General features: G+C 71.1%; 15 protein-coding genes. 10 read left to right on the top strand and 5 right to left on the bottom strand.

All coding sequences use genetic code 11. The annotated features are described in order from the left end of the window. Positions 1-16: 16 nt before the first annotated feature. The 3 genes from OG776_RS28175 to OG776_RS28165 form a co-directional block, all read right to left on the bottom strand. Positions 17-880: a hypothetical protein gene (locus tag OG776_RS28175; protein WP_148013817.1), complete on the bottom strand. Its 864-nt coding sequence runs from the start codon at positions 878-880 to the stop codon at positions 17-19. A gap of 459 nt (positions 881-1,339) precedes the next feature. Then, the gene (locus OG776_RS28170; RefSeq protein ID WP_148013818.1) at positions 1,340-1,759 is read right to left on the bottom strand and encodes an organic hydroperoxide resistance protein; all 420 of its coding nucleotides are present in this window, start codon (positions 1,757-1,759) and stop codon (positions 1,340-1,342) included. Positions 1,760-1,864: 105 nt separating this feature from the next. Next, entirely contained in the window at positions 1,865-2,884 is a 1,020-nt protein-coding gene (locus OG776_RS28165; protein ID WP_148013819.1) for an NADP-dependent oxidoreductase, read from the bottom strand. 123 nt (positions 2,885-3,007) lie between these two features. Here OG776_RS28165 and OG776_RS28160 point away from each other — a divergent pair, with 123 nt between their 5' ends. Continuing rightward, positions 3,008-3,442, top strand: coding sequence for a MarR family winged helix-turn-helix transcriptional regulator (locus tag OG776_RS28160; RefSeq protein WP_329322723.1), 435 nt, complete (start codon positions 3,008-3,010; stop codon positions 3,440-3,442). Positions 3,443-3,681: 239 nt separating this feature from the next. On the opposite strand, the gene OG776_RS28155 is transcribed toward OG776_RS28160, so the two are convergent. Further along, positions 3,682-4,551 carry an SCO2400 family protein gene (locus OG776_RS28155; RefSeq protein WP_329322722.1) on the bottom strand — a complete coding sequence of 290 codons (870 nt, stop codon included), beginning with the start codon at positions 4,549-4,551 and terminating at the stop codon, positions 3,682-3,684. A gap of 264 nt (positions 4,552-4,815) precedes the next feature. Between OG776_RS28155 and OG776_RS28150 the strand changes: the two genes are divergently transcribed. The 9 genes from OG776_RS28150 to rox all read left to right on the top strand — a co-directional run bounded on the left by OG776_RS28150 (position 4,816) and on the right by rox (position 16,960). Then, positions 4,816-5,973 carry a mandelate racemase/muconate lactonizing enzyme family protein gene (locus tag OG776_RS28150; protein WP_148013822.1) on the top strand — a complete coding sequence of 386 codons (1,158 nt, stop codon included), beginning with the start codon at positions 4,816-4,818 and terminating at the stop codon, positions 5,971-5,973. Further along, positions 5,970-6,974 carry a zinc-dependent alcohol dehydrogenase gene (locus OG776_RS28145; protein ID WP_329322721.1) on the top strand — a complete coding sequence of 335 codons (1,005 nt, stop codon included), beginning with the start codon at positions 5,970-5,972 and terminating at the stop codon, positions 6,972-6,974. The genes OG776_RS28150 and OG776_RS28145 overlap by 4 nt, the downstream gene beginning before the upstream one ends. Positions 6,975-7,084: 110 nt before the next feature. Continuing rightward, entirely contained in the window at positions 7,085-8,053 is a 969-nt protein-coding gene (locus OG776_RS28140; RefSeq protein ID WP_148013824.1) for a hypothetical protein, read from the top strand. Between the two features lie 138 nt (positions 8,054-8,191). Further along, positions 8,192-9,310, top strand: a complete 1,119-nt coding sequence (gene chvE / locus OG776_RS28135) for a multiple monosaccharide ABC transporter substrate-binding protein (protein ID WP_148013825.1) — start codon at positions 8,192-8,194, stop codon at positions 9,308-9,310. Between the two features lie 32 nt (positions 9,311-9,342). Beyond that, a complete protein-coding gene (gene mmsA, locus OG776_RS28130; protein ID WP_148013826.1) occupies positions 9,343-10,893 on the top strand; it encodes a multiple monosaccharide ABC transporter ATP-binding protein in 1,551 nt (516 codons plus the stop codon). Next, positions 10,890-12,134, top strand: coding sequence for a multiple monosaccharide ABC transporter permease (gene mmsB, locus OG776_RS28125; RefSeq protein WP_148013827.1), 1,245 nt, complete (start codon positions 10,890-10,892; stop codon positions 12,132-12,134). The genes mmsA and mmsB overlap by 4 nt, the downstream gene beginning before the upstream one ends. Positions 12,135-12,190: 56 nt before the next feature. Further along, positions 12,191-13,339: an aldose epimerase family protein gene (locus tag OG776_RS28120; protein ID WP_329322720.1), complete on the top strand. Its 1,149-nt coding sequence runs from the start codon at positions 12,191-12,193 to the stop codon at positions 13,337-13,339. A gap of 159 nt (positions 13,340-13,498) precedes the next feature. Beyond that, the gene (locus tag OG776_RS28115; RefSeq protein ID WP_148013829.1) at positions 13,499-15,232 is read left to right on the top strand and encodes a pyridoxal phosphate-dependent aminotransferase; all 1,734 of its coding nucleotides are present in this window, start codon (positions 13,499-13,501) and stop codon (positions 15,230-15,232) included. Between the two features lie 255 nt (positions 15,233-15,487). Continuing rightward, positions 15,488-16,960: a rifampin monooxygenase gene (rox, locus tag OG776_RS28110; protein WP_148013830.1), complete on the top strand. Its 1,473-nt coding sequence runs from the start codon at positions 15,488-15,490 to the stop codon at positions 16,958-16,960. Between the two features lie 26 nt (positions 16,961-16,986). Here rox and OG776_RS28105 read toward each other — a convergent pair whose 3' ends face one another. Beyond that, positions 16,987-17,466 carry an ATP-binding protein gene (locus tag OG776_RS28105; protein WP_148013831.1) on the bottom strand — a complete coding sequence of 160 codons (480 nt, stop codon included), beginning with the start codon at positions 17,464-17,466 and terminating at the stop codon, positions 16,987-16,989. Between the last annotated feature and the right edge of the window lie 70 nt (positions 17,467-17,536).

Here is a 17,536-nt window from a genome sequence, read left to right as displayed (position 1 = left end):
GGCCGGCCCGGCGGGCCTACACCGGCGCCACCGCGACCACCACACCGCCGTCCGCCGCGGGCGCCACCGCCGCCGAGACCCGGACCGCGGCCGCCCGGGCCACCCGTCCCGCCCGTGACGCCGAGGCAAGCAGCAGAGGCTGGAGATGTTCGAGGCCGGAGACGAGGAGTTCCTCGCCGGCGATCAGGACCGGACGGACGGCGCTCGTCGTGGCGGCCGCCGCCTCGGTGAGGTCGGCCAGCGGCGGCAGCGCGGCCCGGACCACCCCCGCCCCCGCCGTGGCCGCCCGCTCGGCGAGTGCCACCTGCACGGGCAGCAGCGGGGCCAGCGCCGCGGTCAACGCGTCCGCGATGCGCCGGAGTTCCGGGGAGGAGTCGCGCAGGACCTCGGCCGCGGCGCGGATCACCGGCGTCGACCCCAGCAGCACCCCCGCCGCCACCCCGGCCGCCGTCGGGAGCAGCGGCGACCCCGCCTCCAGCAACTCCCCGAGCGCGGCGGCCGCTTCCTGCACCGCGGGCTCCACCGCGTCGAGGACCGGCAGCAGGCTGTCGCCCACGGCGGCCAGCAGCACCCGGGCCGGTTCGCTCACGGGATGCATGGCCAGCGGTGCCCCGGTCGTCCCCAGCCGGGTCAGCGTGTCGACGATCCGGTAGAAGGCCTCCTGTGCCTGCGGCGACGCGCTCGCCTCGGCCAGCTCCGCCGTGGTCTCCCGGAGCACCCGCAGCGCCTCCGCGCCGGAACCGTCGCGGGGGTCGAGGGTGTTGAGCGCGATCCTGGTGATGTTCCCGGCCGTGTCGAGGAGTTGGCCGGTGACGTCCGTCGTGGTGCGCGCCATGCGGAGCAGCTCGTCCCTGCTGGGGAGCGACGGAATCAGGGACATGGGCCCTCCTCGCCACGCGCGGCACCGGGGGCCCGCGCGGCCGTCCGTCGCGCCGGTGCCCACCTCCAGCATGCCCGCTCCGGCCCGCCGGGGATGCGCCGTCCACGGCATCGGTGACACCGGTGGCCTTCCGCACCGCGGGAGGGGGCGTCGGACCGGTCGCGGAGCGCGGCGCCGGGCCGGTCGTGAAGCCGCGGCGCCGGACCGCCCGGGGAAACGCCGGGCGGGTACGCCTCCCCGCACCGGTCCGCGGCCGTATCGGTCCGCGCGCGTACCCGACGCACCGGTCCGCGGCCGTACCCGACGCCCCTTTCCACCTCCACGGGCGTACCCGAAGTCCCGTTCCGCGGGCTGCCGTCGCGCAGGGCGCCGCGCCGGGTCCGGTCGCCGCGCCCACGATCGCGGCGCGGGCCGCACCCCTTTCCCGGGGTGCGGCCCGCGCCGTGGCCGGTGGACCCGTCAGACGAGCGTCACCGTGACGTCGCCGCGGGTCGCCTTCGAGTACGGGCAGACCTGGTGGGCCTGTTCGACCAGGTCCCGCGCCGTCGCCGCGTCCACGGCCGGGACGGTCGCGGAGATCTCGACGATGATGCCGAACCCGTCGTCGTTCTTGCCCAGACCGACCCGGGCGGTGACCGTCGAGCCGGTGAGGTCGACGTTCCGGCCGCGGGCGACGACGCCGAGCGCGCCCTGGAAGCAGGCGCTGTACCCGGCGGCGAAGAGCTGCTCCGGATTGGTCCCGGCGCCGCTTCCGCCCAGTTCCTTCGGCGGGTTCACGACGACGTCGAGCCTGCCGTCGTCGGTGGCGACCCGGCCGTCGCGGCCGTTGTACGCGGTGGCGACGGCGGTGTACAGGACGTCGGACTGCTGGATGGACATACGGTGCGTTCCTCCTCGGTCCGCCGCGACTCGCGCCCACGATCGCGACAGCTTCGGAAAGAAGTTACCGCATACCGGAAGACCAGCAGAAGCCCCGCCGGGACCTCAGAGCTTGACGATCATCTTTCCGACGTTGTCGCCGCGCAGGACGCCGAAGAACGCCTCCAGGTTGTTCTCGACACCCTCGACGACGGTCTCGCTGTACTTGAGCTCGCCGGAGCGGACCCAGGCACCGACCTCCCGGACGAACTCCTGCTGCAGGTCGTAGTGGTCGCCGACCAGGAAGCCCTGGATGCGGCCGCGGGTCTGGATGAGCCGGGCGAGGTTCTTCGGACCAGGGGCGGGCTCGGTGTTGTTGTAGACGGAGATCATGCCGCAGACCGCGATGCGGCCGTCCCGGTTCAGCCGGCCGATGGCGGCCTCCAGGTGGTCACCGCCGACGTTGTCGAAGTAGACGTCGACGCCGTCGGGAGCGGCCTCGCGCAGCTGCTCGGCCACCGGGCCGTTCTTGTAGTTGAACGCGGCGTCGAAGCCGTACTCCTCGACGAGCAGCTTGACCTTCTCGTCCGAGCCCGCGGACCCGATGACCCGCGAGGCGCCCTTGAGCCTGGCGATCTGCCCGACCTGGCTGCCGACCGCGCCGGCCGCGCCCGACACGAAGACGGAGTCGCCCTCCTTGAAGGAGGCGACGCGCAGGAGGCCCGCGTAGGCGGTGAGGCCGGTCATGCCGAGGACACCGAGGTACGTGGAGAGCGGCGCGGCCTCCGGGTCGACCTTGACGGCCTGCTTGGCGTCCACGACGGCGTACTCGCGCCAGCCGAGGAAGTGCAGGACGTGGTCACCGGCCTCGATCCCCTCGGCACGGGAGGCGACGACCTCACCGACCGCACCGCCCTGCATCGCCTTGCCCAGCTCGTAGGGAGCGGCGTACGACTTCGCGGCGCTCATCCGGCCGCGCATGTACGGGTCGACGGAGACGTACTTGTTGCGTACGAGGACCTGACCCTCCCCGGGCTGCGGGACCTCCGCCTCGACCAGGGCGAAGTCCTCGGGCTTCGGCCAGCCGACCGGGCGGGCGGTCAGGTGCCATTCGCGGCTGACGGAGGGGAGCTGGGTGTCGGTCATGAGGGTGTGTGCCTTTCCTGCATGCACGCTTGCCTGCGCACTACGGCTCTAATACTTCACTACCTGAAACAACCATGCTCCTAAATATTTCATGATGTCAAGTAAGGGAGTAGCCTGGAGGCCATGGTCACCCAGAAGACGCCCCGGATCGACCCTCTCACCCTGGAGGTCGTCGACCTCATCGGTACGGTCGTGTCCCGGTACCACGAGGAGTACGAGGACGCCGCCGCCGAGCACGCCCTCACCGGGGCGCAGGCGCGGCTGCTCGGTCTGCTGTCCCTGGAGCCGCTGCCGATGCGGAGGCTGGCACAGAAGCTGAAGTGCGAGCCGTCGAACGTGACGGGGATCGTCGACCGGCTGGAGGCGCGGGGGCTGGTGGAGCGGCGGCCGGATCCCTCCGACCGCCGGGTCAAGCTGGCGGCGGCGACCGAGGAGGGGGTGCGGGTGGCGCGTTCCCTGCGGGAGTCGCTGCGGTTCGCCCGGGAGCCGCTCGCGGGGTTGTCGCGTGAGGAGCGGGTGTCTTTGCGGGATCTGCTCCAGCGCATGCTGACGCCGTAACCCCGCCCACCGTCCTAGGGGCGCCGCCCCGGCCCCCCGCCAGGAGCGCTGCGCCCCCTGGACCCCAGCCGTCGCCCGAAGGGCTCGTCCTCAAACGCCGGACGGGCTGGAGATGCGCGCCTGCGCTCGAAGGCAGACGGCCAGGTCAGGTATTTCAGCCCGTCCGGCGCTTGAGGACGAGGCCGTTCAGGCCAAAGCGGGGGGCCGGGGGCGGCAGCCCCCGGGGCGGGGTGGGAACCCTACGTGCACCACCACAAGAAGCGATTGCACGTGTGCGAAGGAGAAGGCGCCGGAGTCGCCGGCGCCGACGTGGGCGCGGCCGGCGGAGTCGTCTGCGCCCGGGTCGGCACGGAGGACGCGGGAACGGACGCCGACGCCCCGCCCCCCGCCCCGGCCGACGCGGACCCCTTCGTGTCCTTCCCGTCCGGGTCCGCGTCCTCCTTCGAGGACGCGGAGGCTGACGCGGACGCGGAGGGCGAGGCCGAGGCACTCGGTGAGCCCTTCGCGGACGGAGCCCCGCTCCCGGACGCCCCGGCGCCACCCCCCGGCCGCGCCGAACGCTCCGCGGAGGCGCCTGAGCCCCCGTCGGCGGAAGCGTCCGCGCTCGCCGCGTGCGGAGCCACTCCGGGCGCGTCGACACCGAGTTCGGCGAGGCTCAGACCGCCCCCGGCGAGCACCAGCCCGGCCACGGAGAAGAGCACCCTGCGGCGGCGCCTGCGGTGCGCGGCGGCCTTGCGGTCGCGCCGGCTCGCGCCGCCCGCGGCGGGCCCGCGCCGTCCCCGCCCGCCGGACCGGCGGCCCCGGCGGCCTCCCTCGGCCCCGTCGTCGTCCGCGTCGCCGTCGTCGTCCTCGGCGCCGTAGGCGTCCTCGGCGTCGTCCGCGTGCTCGTCGCCCGCTTCTGCGTACGCGTGCTCGTGGTCGTTCGTGGGGTCGTTCGTACGGTCGCTTCCGTATCCGTCGTCCGAGTCGTGCGGGTTCGCACCCGCGTCCGGTTCCGGACGGATCCGCGTACGGTCCGCGGACGGGCGGAGCTGTTCGGCTGAGGTGCCGCACCCCGGGCAGGCAAGGGCGCCGTTGAGGTGCCTTCGGCACGGGTCGCAGTAGTCCATGACGCCGGAAGACTAAGTTCCTCATGCGTCCCGTCGATAGTCACGGCTGTGAAAGTTGTGTGCTGAACCGTCGATTCCGGCGCGCCGCGCGCCTCGTTCACAGCGGCACGTGTGCGACGACCCGAGGCATACCGGCAAAATCCGTCGCCGAAGACCGTGTTCGACCCATTGACACCCCCGGGGCCGCGTCCTTACTGTCACGCCAGCATTTCGAACGTGTGACGAAATTTCGAACAGAACGCAAGAGCACAGGGGGCAACTGCCGTGCGCATCACGGGAATCAGCACACACGTGGTCGGGACGCCCTGGCGGAACCTGACCTACGTCCAGGTGCACACCGACGAGGGCCTGACCGGAGTCGGCGAGACCCGCATGCTGGGCCACACCGACGCGCTGCTCGGCTATCTGCGGGAAGCGGAGGCCAACCACATTCTCGGCTCCGACCCGTTCGCTGTCGAGGACCTCGTCCGGCGCATGAAGTACGGCGACTACGGGCGCGCCGGAGAGATCGTGATGTCCGGTATCGCCGTCATCGAGATGGCCTGCTGGGACATCAAGGGGAAGGCGCTCGGCGTCCCCGTCTGGCAGCTGCTCGGCGGCAAGGTCACCGACCGCGTCAAGGCGTACGCGAACGGCTGGTACACCACCGAGCGGACCCCGGAGGCGTACCACAAGGCCGCCCAGGAGGTCGTGGCCCGCGGATACCGGGCCCTGAAGATCGACCCGTTCGGCACCGGCCACTTCGAGCTCGACCACGAGGCCACGCTGTACTCCGTCTCGCTCATCGAGGCGGTCCGGGACGCGATCGGCCCCGAGACCGAGCTGATGCTGGAGATGCACGGCCGGTTCTCGCCCTCGACCGCCGTCCGGCTCGCCCGCGAGCTCGCGCCCTTCAAGCCCGCGTGGCTGGAGGAGCCGGTGCCGCCGGAGAACCTGAAGGCGCTGGAGAAGGTCGCCGCCAAGGTCGACATCCCGGTCGCGACCGGCGAGCGGATCCACGACCGGATCGAGTTCCGTGAGCTGTTCGAGAGCCAGGCCGTCGACATCATCCAGCCGGACGTGGGTCATCTCGGCGGGATCTGGGAGACCAGGAAGCTGGCCGCGACCGCCGAGGCCCACTACGTGCTCGTCGCGCCGCACAACGTCGGCGGTCCGGTCCTCACCGCTGCCTCCCTGCAAGTCGGTTTCAGCACGCCCAACTTCAAGATCCTGGAACACTTCAACGACTTCGCGGACGCGGAGATCAAGAAGGTCGTGAAGGGCGCCCCGCAGGTCGTCGACGGTTACTTCGAGCTGTCCCACGAGCCCGGTCTCGGCGTGGAGCTGGACGTCGACGCGGCGGCCGAGTTCCCGCAGCAGCAGGCCCGTTTCGATCTCTGGGCGGACGGCTGGGAGCAGCGCAGGCCGAAGGGGACGCAGTGAGCACCGCGGTCGTCGTCGAGGCGCCGGGCGAGCACCGGCTGACCGCCCACGAGCCGGTGCCGCCGGCCGCGGGCGAGGCGCTGGTGCGGGTGCACGCCGTCGGGGTCTGCGGCAGCGACCGCGAGGTGTACCAGGGCAACCGGCCCGAGGGGTACGTCCGTTACCCCCTCACTCCCGGGCACGAGTGGTCGGGGACGGTGGCGGAGGTGGGCGCCGGGGTGCCCGCGGGCCTGGTCGGCCGCAAGGTCGTCGGCGAGGGCTTCCGCAACTGCCAGGTCTGCGACCGCTGCCACGCGGGCGAGACCACGCTGTGCACGGCGGGGTACGAGGAGACGGGCTTCACCCAGCCCGGCGCGATGGCCACCACGCTCACCCTGCCCGCGCGCCTGCTGCACGTCCTGCCGGACGAGGCCGATCTGACGGCGGCGGCCCTCCTGGAGCCGGCCGCCTGCGTCGCGGCGGCCGCGCTCAAGGCCGGCTCGCGCCCGGGTGAGCGGGTCGCGGTGGTGGGCACGGGGACGCTCGGGATGTTCGCCGTGCAGTTCCTGCGGGCGGGCTCCCCCGCGGAGCTGCTCGTCGTGGGCACCCGTCCGGACCGGGACAAGCTCTCGCGGACCTTCGGCGCCACCGACTTCCGCACCAAGGACCAGGAGCTCCCCGCCGACTTCGACGTCGTCATCGAGACCGCCGGGTCCGCGTCCGCCGCGCGCACCGCCGCCTCCCTGCTCAGGCGCGGCGGACGCCTGGTCCTCACGGGCATCCCGGCGCCGGGCGCCGAGGGGCTCGACCCCACCGATCTCGTCGTACGGCAGCTGGAGGTGCACACCGTGTTCGGGGCGCCGCCGGAGGCGTGGGCGCACACGGTGCGGGTGTTCGGCGCGGGGCTGCTCAGCCCCTTGCCGCTGGTCACGCACGAACTGCCGCTCAGCGGGTTCGCCGAGGCCATCGAGTTGGCGGGGTCCGGCGATCCCGCGGTGGGCAAGGTCCTTCTGCGTCCTTAGCCGTGCGCCGGTACGGGGACACCTGACGGCCCCGTACCGGCGCACCACCCGGCCCCCGCGCACCGAAAGCCGCGAACCTCGTCCGAAATCACGAACATGAAGGACAGCCAGTGACCGACCCCTCTCCCACGGTTCCCCGTCGACCCGGCGAGCAGGCCCTCGCCGCGCTCGGCCTGGGCGCGCCCGCCCTCTCTCCCGCCGACGCCTCGCCGCACAGCTTCCCGGAAGGCGGTCGCTGGCGCACCGAGGTGCCGTCCGTGGAGGGCCCCGAGGCCCTGGCCGTGGTCCTCAAGGAGTCCTCGCGGCTCGACGTGCCGATCCACCGGATCAGCCAGGGCAGCGGTGTCTGGATGCTGACCGACGCCGAGATCACCGAGATGGTCGAGGCCACGGCGGCCCGCGACATCGAGCTGTGCCTGTTCACCGGCCCGCGCGGCACCTGGGACATCGGTGGCTCGGTGCGCTCCGACTCCCGCGGCGGCGGACTGCGCGCGCGCGGCCACGACGCGGTGGCCGGCTGTGTCGAGGACGCCGTCAGGGCGACGGAGCTGGGCGTCAAATGCCTGCTCGTCGCCGACGAGGGCGTGCTGTGGACGCTGCACCGGGCGCGGGTCGCCGGGATCGTCCCGGCCGACACGACCCTCAAGCTCTCGGCACTCGTGGGGCCGGTCAACCCGGCCTCGTACGCGGTATACGAAAGGCTCGGCGCGGACTCCGTGAACGTGCCGAGCGACCTGACGCTCGATCACCTCACCGAGATACGCCGGGTTTCGGCCGCACCCATGGACATGTACATCGAAGCCCCCGACGATCTCGGCGGGTACGTCCGGATGTACGAGGTGGCCGAGCTGATCCGGCGCGGCGCACCGATCTACCTGAAGTTCGGCCTGTCCAAGGCCCCCGGGATCTACCCGTACGGGCACCATCTGCGGGATCTGACCCTGAACACGGCCCGGGAGCGGGTGCGGCGCGGCCGGCTCGCCCTGGACCTGCTCGCCCGGCACGGCGCGGACACCGATATGGCACCGATCGGATCACGAACTCCCGGTCCACTGTCGCGTTTTGACACCTCCTCATAACGTTCCGACCAACTCCCCTTCACAAAAGCCGACACGGCCGCGCACAATCCCACACACCTCTCCTCGGTCCTTTCCTCGCACGCCCCTCGGAGCGACCCCGCATCGCGAGGCCGAGTCCGGTCCACGACATCAAGGAAGATGATCATGCGTAATCGCAGAGCTGCCCTCACCGCCATAGCCGGCGCCGCGTCCCTCGCCCTGTCCCTGTCCGCCTGCGGCCAGAACAGCGACGGAGGCAGCAAGAGCGACAGCAAGGACATCAAGGGCGCCACCATCGGCATCTCGATGCCGACCAAGTCCTCCGAGCGCTGGATCGGGGACGGCAACAACGTGGTCAAGGACCTCCAGTCCAAGGGGTACAAGACCAAGCTGGCCTTCGGTGAGGACGACCCGGACCAGCAGGTCTCGCAGATCGAGAACATGATCACGCAGGGCGTGAAGGCCCTGATCATCGCGGCCATCGACAACAAGTCGATGAACAACGTGCTCCAGCAGGCCGCCGACGCCAAGATCCCGGTGATCTCCTACGACCGCCTGATCCTCGGCACCAAGAACGTCGACTACTACGCGTCGTTCGACAACACCAAGGTCGGTGAGCTGCAGGCGGGTTACATCGTCGACAAGCTCGGCCTGAAGGACGGCAGCAAGAAGGGCCCGTTCAACATCGAGCTGTTCGCGGGCTCGAACGACGACAACAACACGAAGTACTTCTTCCAGGGCGCGATGAGCGTCCTGCAGCCCTACATCGACAAGAAGCAGCTCGTCGTCAAGTCCGGCCAGACGCAGCTGAACCAGGTCACCACGCTGCGCTGGGACGGCGGCACCGCGCAGAAGCGCATGGACGACATCCTGACCTCGGCGTACAAGACGGCCCACGTCGACGCGGTGCTCTCGCCCTACGACGGCATCTCCATCGGCATCCTGTCGTCGCTGAAGTCGGACGACTACGGGTCCAAGAGCAAGCCGCTGCCGATCGTCTCCGGTCAGGACGCCGAGCTCGCGTCGGTGAAGTCGATCATCGCCGGCGAGCAGACGATGACCGTCTACAAGGACACCCGCAAGCTCGCGACGGTGGCCTCGAACATGGTCGACGCGGCGCTCAAGGGCAAGAAGCCCGAGATCAACGACGACAAGACCTACGACAACGGCACCAAGGTCGTCCCCGCCTACCTGCTGCAGCCGGTGAGCGTCGACAAGACCAACTACGAGAAGGAACTCGTCGCCACCGGCTACTACAAGGACAGCGACCTCAAGTAACCGCCACCCCCTAGTGATTGGAAGGCACGACCATGGCGGGACCCGTCCTGGAAATGCGCTCGATCGTCAAGACCTTTCCCGGCGTCAAGGCGCTGTCGGACGTCACCCTGACCGTCCAGCAGGGCGAGGTCCATGCCATCTGCGGGGAGAACGGCGCCGGCAAGTCGACCTTGATGAAGGTCCTCTCCGGCGTTCACCCGCACGGGAGTTACGAAGGGGACATCCTCTTCGAGTCGGAGGTCTGCACCTTCAAGGACATCAGGGCCAGCGAGCAGCACGGCATCGTGATCATCCACCAGGAGCTGGCCCTGGTTCCCTACCTCTCCATCGCGGAGAACATCTTCCTCGGCAACGAGCACGCCACCCGCGGGCTCATCAGCTGGACCGAGACACTGCGGCACGCCTCAGAGCTGCTGCGGCGGGTCGGGCTCGACGAGAACCCGCAGACCCGGGTCGCCGACATCGGCGTGGGCAAGCAGCAGCTCGTCGAGATCGCGAAGGCGCTGTCGAAGAAGGTGAAGCTGCTCATCCTGGACGAGCCGACCGCCGCCCTGAACGACGAGGACAGCGGCAAGCTCCTGGACCTCATCCTGGAGCTGAAGAACCAGGGCATGACCTCGATCATCATCTCCCACAAGCTGAACGAGATCGAGCGGGTCGCGGACTCGGTGACCATCCTGCGCGACGGCCGGACCATCGAGACGCTCGACGTGAAGGCCGCGGAGACCACCGAGGACCGGATCATCAGCGGCATGGTCGGCCGCGACCTGGAACACCGCTTCCCGGAGCGGACCCCGCACCACCCGGAGGAGGGCGCCGCGCCCGCCCTGGAGATCCGCGACTGGACCGTGTTCCACCCGATCGACCAGCAGCGCAAGGTGGTCGACGACGTGTCGATCACCGTGCGCCGCGGTGAGATCGTCGGTATCGCCGGGCTCATGGGCGCCGGACGCACCGAACTGGCGATGAACGTCTTCGGGCGCGCCTACGGCCGCTACGCGGGCGGCACGGTGCTCAGGGACGGCAAGGAGATCCGGACGAAGACCGTGTCCGAGGCGGTCGGGCACGGGATCGCCTACGTCACCGAGGACCGCAAGCACTACGGCCTCAACCTCATCGACACGATCAACCGCAACATCACGCTCAGCGCCCTGGGCAAGGTCGCCCGGCGCGGGGTCGTCGACGAGCACGAGGAGCGCCAGGTCTCCGAGGGCTTCCGCACGTCGATGAACATCAAGGCACCCACGGTGTTCGAACCGGTGGGCAAGCTGTCGGGCGGCAACCAGCAGAAGGTCGTCCTGAGCAAGTGGATCTTCGCCGGGCCCGAGGTGCTGATCCTGGACGAGCCGACCCGCGGGATCGACGTGGGCGCCAAGTTCGAGATCTACACGGTCATCGACCGGCTGGCGGCCGAGGGCAAGGCGGTCGTCTTCATCTCCTCCGAGCTGCCGGAGCTGCTCGGCATGTGCGACCGCATCTACACGATGGCAGCGGGACGGCTGACCGGTGAGTTCTCGCGGGCGGAGGCCTCGCAGGAATCGCTGATGCGTCAGATGACGAAGGACAAAGAGGTAACGCGATGAGCACGGATGTGACCGCCAAGACGCCGGCCCCCGCGCCGCCGGGCAAGAGCGGACCGGCCGCCGGTGAGAGTCTGCTGCAGTTGCTCCTCGACGGCATGCGCCGCAACATGCGGCAGTACGGCATGCTGTTCGCCCTGGGCCTGATCGTGGTCCTGTTCGCCGTGTGGACCGACGGCGACCTGCTGCTGCCGCGCAACGTGTCCAACCTGGTGCTGCAGAACAGCTACATCCTGATCCTCGCGATCGGCATGATGCTCATCATCATCGCGGGCCACATCGACCTGTCGGTCGGCTCGCTGACGGCGTTCGTGGGCGCGGTGGGTGCCGTGCTGATGGTCAACCACGACATCTCCTGGCCGCTCGCCCTGGTGCTGTGCCTGGCCATCGGCGCCGCGGCGGGTGCCGCGCAGGGCTTCCTCATCGCGTATCTCGGCATACCGTCGTTCATCGTGACCCTGGCCGGCATGCTGACCTTCCGCGGTCTGACCGAGATCTTCCTCAAGGGCCAGACGATCGGCCCGTTCCCCGAGGGCCTGCAGAAGGTGGCCAACAGCTTCCTTCCCGAGGTCGGTCCGGACACGAACTACCACAATCTGACGCTGCTGCTCGGCATCGCCCTGATCGCCTTCGTGGTGTTCCAGGAGGTCCGCGACCGCAAGCGTCAGCAGGAGTTCTCCCTCGGCGTCCTGCCCAGGAACCTCTTCCTGCTCAAGCTGGTCGCGCTGATCGCCGCCGTGCTCACCGTCACCATGCTGCTCGCCAGCTACAAGGGCGCCCCGGTGGTCCTGCTGATCCTCGGTGTGCTGGTCGCCGGCTTCGGCTACCTGATGCGCAACGCGGTCATCGGCCGGCACATCTACGCGATCGGCGGCAACCTCCCGGCGGCGAAGCTGTCGGGCGTGAAGGACAAGAAGGTCACCTTCCTGGTCTTCCTGAACATGGGCATGCTCGCGGCCCTGGCGGGTCTGGTCTTCGCCGCCCGCTTCAACGCGGCCTCGCCCAAGGCCGGTCTGAACTTCGAACTGGAGGCGATCGCGGCCTCGTTCATCGGCGGCGCGTCGATGAGCGGCGGCGTGGGCACGGTCCTCGGCGCGATCATCGGTGGTCTCGTCCTGGGCGTGCTGAACAACGGTATGAACCTCGTCGGCATCGGCAGCGACTGGCAGCAGGTCATCAAGGGACTGGTACTGCTCGCAGCGGTCGGGTTCGACGTGTGGAACAAGCGCAAGGTCGGTTCGTAAGTCGCCAGGGCCCCCACCTCGGTGGGGGCCTTCAACTTCCACTGCAGGAGCCGCACATGGAAACCAGCAGACGAACGATCATCGCCGCGGCCGCGGCCGCGGGCGTCACCGCGGCCACCGCCGGGACCGCACACGCCGGCACCGGGGCCGGGAAGCCGGTGAAGGAGCTCTTCGGCAGGCTCGCCGACGGCACCAAGGTCCACCGCTGGTCGCTCGCGAACGGCGGCACACGTCTGAAGGTCATTTCCTACGGCGGGATCGTCCAGTCCCTGGAGATCCCCGACCGGCACGGCCGCTACGCGAACGTCTCCCTCGGCTACGGCGACCTGGCGTCGTACGTCGCCGGCACGACGTTCTTCGGGGCGACGATCGGCCGCTACGGCAACCGCATCGCCGGCGGCCGCTTCACCCTCGACGGCAAGAGCTACCAGCTCTCCGTCAACGACGGTGTGAACAGCCTGCACGGCGGGGCCAAGGGCTTCAACACCAAGGTCTGGGACGTCGAGGGCTTCACCTCGGGCTCCGACGTCGGCCTGCGCCTGCACTACACCAGCATCGACGGCGAGATGGGCTACCCCGGCACGCTCCGGGTGACGGTCACCTACACGCTCACCCGGCACGGCGACTGGCGCATCGACTACGCGGCCACCACCGACAGGGCCACGGTCGTCAACCTCACCAACCACACCTACTACAACCTCGCCGGCGAGGGCAGCGGCGGCATCTACGACCACGAACTCACCCTGGCCGCCGGGCGCTTCACGCCCACCGACGCCGGACTGATCCCCACCGGCGAGCTGGCGAAGGTCGCCGGCACCCCCTTCGACTTCCGGCGCGCCAAGCCGGTCGGCCGCGACATCCGGGCCGGCCACCCCCAACTGGTCACCGCCAAGGGCTTCGACCACAACTGGGTGCTCGACAAGGGCGTCACCGCCCGGCCCGAGCACATCGCCACCCTGCGCGACCCGGGCTCCGGCCGCACCCTCAGGATCGCGACCGACCAGCCGGGCGTGCAGTTCTACTCCGGCAACTTCCTGGACGGCACGCTGGTGGGCACCTCCGGGCGCACCTACCGGCAGGGCGACGGCATGTGCCTGGAGACGCAGCACTTCCCCGACTCGCCGAACCGTCCCGCGTTCCCCTCGACGGTGCTGCGCCCGGGCAGCACCTACCGCACGACGACGGTGCACTCCTTCAGCGCCTGACGCCCGCGGAGCCTCGCGCGGACGCGGTCCGGGCCCCTGAGGTTGCCCCGGAGACCGGACCGTCACCGGATTCTCACGAGTTGAACAGCACCACCCCCGTCTCCGTATGAGAGGGCGGCCCGTGCTCCCCCGCACGGGCCACCCAGAGACGGAGGTTCCATGGCCGACAACGTCGCCTCGCTGTTCCGCGGCACTGCGGCGCACAGCCCCTCGATGGCTGCGCTCGCCCGCGAGAGCGACGGAGTCGGCCCGATCGACTTCTGCATCCCGTGCAACCCGTACTTCCCCACCCCCGGCATGTTCGACGAACTGGCCGGGCGGCTGCGCGAGATCATCACGTACTACCCGAGCAGCGCCGACACCATCACGGCCGAACTGTGCGCGCTGCTCCGCCTCCCGCCGAGCTGTGTCGCCATGGGCAACGGATCAACGGAACTGATCACCTGGATCGACCACCTGCTCGTCCGCGAGTCCCTCGCCATCCCCGTCCCCACCTTCGGCCGCTGGACCGACCAGCCGATGGAGACCGGCAAGCGCGTGGACATGTTCCCGCTCCAGGAGTCCACCGGTTTCGCCCTGGACCCCGCCAAGTACGTCGAGTTCATCCGTGCCCGGGGCACCCGGGTCGCCGTCATCTGCAACCCCAACAATCCCGACGGCGGCTTCCTGAGCCGGCAGACGGTCGTGAACTTCATGGACGCGCTCCAGGACCTGGACCTGGTGATCATCGACGAGTCGTTCCTGGAGTTCGCGGACGCGGAGAACGAGCCGAGTGTCGTCGAGGAGGCGGTGCTGCGGCCCAACGTCATCGTGCTGCGCAGCCTCGGCAAGAACTTCGGCCTGCACGGCATCCGCTTCGGCTACCTCGTGGCCAACCCCGCGCTCGCGGGCAAGATCCGCTCCATGCTGCCCAAGTGGAACCTCAACTCCTTCGCCGAGACCGTGGTCTTCATGCTCAAGGAGCACGGCGCCGAGTACATGGAGAGCCTGCACCTGGTGCGCCGTGACCGGCTCGACATGGCCCGTCAGCTGACCGCGCTGCCCGGTCTGACGGTCTACCCCTCGCAGGGCAACTTCCTGTTCGTACGGCTGCCGGTGGGCGCCGAGGGCACCGTCGTCCGCGACCGGCTGCTCACCGAGCACCGGATCCTGGTCCGCGAGTGCGGCAACAAGATCGGCTCGTCCAGTCGCTTCCTGAGACTCGTGGTGCGCCCCCAGGTGGACGTGCGTCGCCTGGTGTCCGGCCTGGAGCAGGTGCTCTACGGGTCCAGGAGGGGAGCCGCCGTGCCCGAGCCCAGCACAGGGACCGGCTACAGCTCGGGCACGGCGGCGGTCGACCGTCTGATCAGCGAGACGAACGGGGTCGGCATGCCGCTGGCCGCGCAGGCCTCCGCGATGCCGGGCCTGCCGCCCGCGCAGACCTGGCCGGGCCCGGCCCAGGCTCCGGCACAGCTGCCCGGCGGCATGCCCGGTCTGATGCCCGCCCCGGCTCCGGCGGCCGCCATGATGCCCGCGCCCGCTCCGGCCGCCGCCATGATGCCCGCCCCCGCACCGGCGCCCGCCATGATGCCGCCCATGGCTCCCATGCCGCCGGCCGCGCCACCGCAACAGCCCGTGCCGGCAGTGGCCCAGATGCCGCCCGCGCCGATGCCCGCGGTCGCGCAGGGCCCCGCGCCGGCCATGCCGAACATGCCCGGCGCACCCGGGATGCCGGGGATGCCGGGCATGAGTCCCGCTCCGGCCGCCGGGCTCGGCCAGACGGCGATGCCCGGCCTGCGCAACGGCGGGCTGACCGCCGCCCAGGTCAGGGGCCGCACGCAGCCGGAACCGGAGCCCGCGCCGCAGCCGATGGGCTGGCCCGCCGCCGGGGCGATGTACAACCAGGTCGGGTAGGCCGCGCGCACGACGAAGGGCAAGGAGATCTCCCTCTCCTTGCCCCCTTCAGCGTACCGCGGGCCAGGGGGCTTGCGGCAAGGCCCCGGTCGTGGCGCAGAATCGCCGCCCGAGGCCGGAACCTGCCGGAACGCCCCTCCGTGACACGGGCGCGCGGTCGCCCGCACCCCGTCCCGGAGCACGCGCTCCCGGCGCGTGTCACCCGGCCGCGCGCGGGGTCCGGCCGATCCCACCTCTCACCGAACGGGTCTTCCGATGATCGACGTGATCGTGGTCGGCTGCGGACCGACCGGACTGATGCTCGCCTGCGAACTGCGGCTGCACGGCGTGCGTGTGGTCGTGCTGGACCGGCTGGCCGAACCCTCCCAGGAGTCCCGCGGGCGGGGCCTGCACGCGCGCAGTGTCGAGATCATGGACCAGCGCGGTCTGCTGGACCGGTTCCTCGCGGTCAGCGAAAGGTTCCGGGTCGGCGGCTTCTTCGGCGGCATCCACAAGCCGTGGCCGGACGGGGTGGACACGGCACACCCGTACGGTCTCTCCACGCTCCAGCCGGTCACCGAACGCCTGCTCACCGAGCGGGCCCGCGAACTCGGCGCCGAGATCCGGCGCGGCAGCGAGGTGGTCGGGCTGAGCCAGGACGACGGGGACGAGAACGGCGGCGACGGCAGCGACGGGACCGGGGAGCGCGCCGGGGTCGGCGTCGAGCTCGCGGACGGCACCCGGCTGCGCGCCCGGTATCTCGTCGGGTGCGACGGCGGACGCAGTACGGTCCGCGGGCTGCTCGGTGTCGGTTTCCCCGGGGAGCCCGCCCGGGTCGAGACGCTGCTGGGCGACATGGAGACGACCGCCGACCCGGCGACGGTGGACGCCGTCGTCGCCGAGGTCCGCAGGACCCAGCCGCGGTTCGGTGTCATCCCCAACGGGGACGGCACGCACCGGATCATCGTGCCCGCGGACGGCGTGGCCGAGGACCGTACGGCGACGCCGACCCTGGAGGAGTTCAGGCGCCGTCTGCGAGAGGTCGCGGGCACGGACTTCGGTGTGCGCGCACCGCGCCGGCTGTCGCGGTTCGGCGACGCGACCCGGCAGGCCGAGCGCTACCGGGTCGGCCGGGTCCTGCTGGCCGGCGACGCGGCGCACGTCCATCCGCCGACCGGCGGGCAGGGGCTCAACCTCGGGGTCCAGGACGCGTTCAACCTCGGCTGGAAGCTGGCCGCCGCGGTCCGTGGCTGGGCCCCGGACGGCCTGCTGGACAGCTACCACTCCGAACGCCACCCGGTGGGCGCCCGGGTGCTGGAGAACACCCGCGCGCAGATCACGCTGCTGGGCACCGACCCGGGGGCGACCGCGCTGCGCGGACTGCTCGCCGAGCTGATGGACTTCGAGGAGGTGAACCGCTACGTGACCGAGATGATCACCGCGGTCGGGGTGCGCTACGACTTCGGCGAGGGCCACCACCTGCTCGGCCGCAGGCTGCGCGACATGGAGCTGGAACGGGGCCGCCTCTACGGTCTGATGCACGCGGGCCGCGGGCTGCTGCTCGACCGGACGGGCCGGCTCTCGGTGGCCGGCTGGGCGGACCGGGTCGACCACGTCGTCGACCCCGGCGGCGAACTGGACGTGCCCGCCGTGCTGTTGCGGCCGGACGGCCATGTGGCCTGGGCCGGCGAGGACCAGGCCGATCTGCTCGGCCGTCTGCCGAGGTGGTTCGGCGCGCCCGTCCGCTGACCGCGCGCCGGTCCGCGGGCCGCCGTTCACCGGCCGCTCACCCGTCCGGTCCGGGCCGGCCACCCCGGCAGGTCGATCTCGGCGCGGACGGTCTTGCCGGGCGGTTCCCGGTCGAGGACCTCCCACCGGTCGGCGAGTGCCTCGACGAGCACGAGCCCGCGTCCGTGGTCGTCCAGCGGGGCGGCGGGCGGCACGTCGCCGGGGCCCGGCGGGCGCGTCCCGTCCCGCGTGTCGGTCACCTCGACCCGGACGCTGCCCGGGAGGAGGCGGAGCCGCAGCTCGAAGTCGCGGCCCGGCACCCGGCCGTGGGTCACCGCGTTGGCGGCCAGCTCGGCGACGATCACGGCGGCGGTGTCGGAGGCGTCCGTGCCGTGCGGGACGCCCCAGGTGTGCAACTGGTCCAGGGCGAGGTGCCGGGCGAGACGGGCGCCGCGCGGGGTGGCGCTGAAGCGTTGCGTGAACACACGTACGGTAACCGGGCGTCGGGGGGTGGGCGGTGCGGTCATGTGCCCAATCTGCCGGTGTGCGCGGCCACTTCACCAGGTCGTCACCGCGTACGCCGCGGGAGCGTACGCG

The sequence above is a fragment of the Streptomyces sp. NBC_01689 genome, assembly GCF_036250675.1.
In the GTDB taxonomy this organism is placed as follows: domain Bacteria; phylum Actinomycetota; class Actinomycetes; order Streptomycetales; family Streptomycetaceae; genus Streptomyces.
Note: the sequence above shows the minus strand (reverse complement) of the source record. Positions and strands in the feature narration are given on the sequence as shown.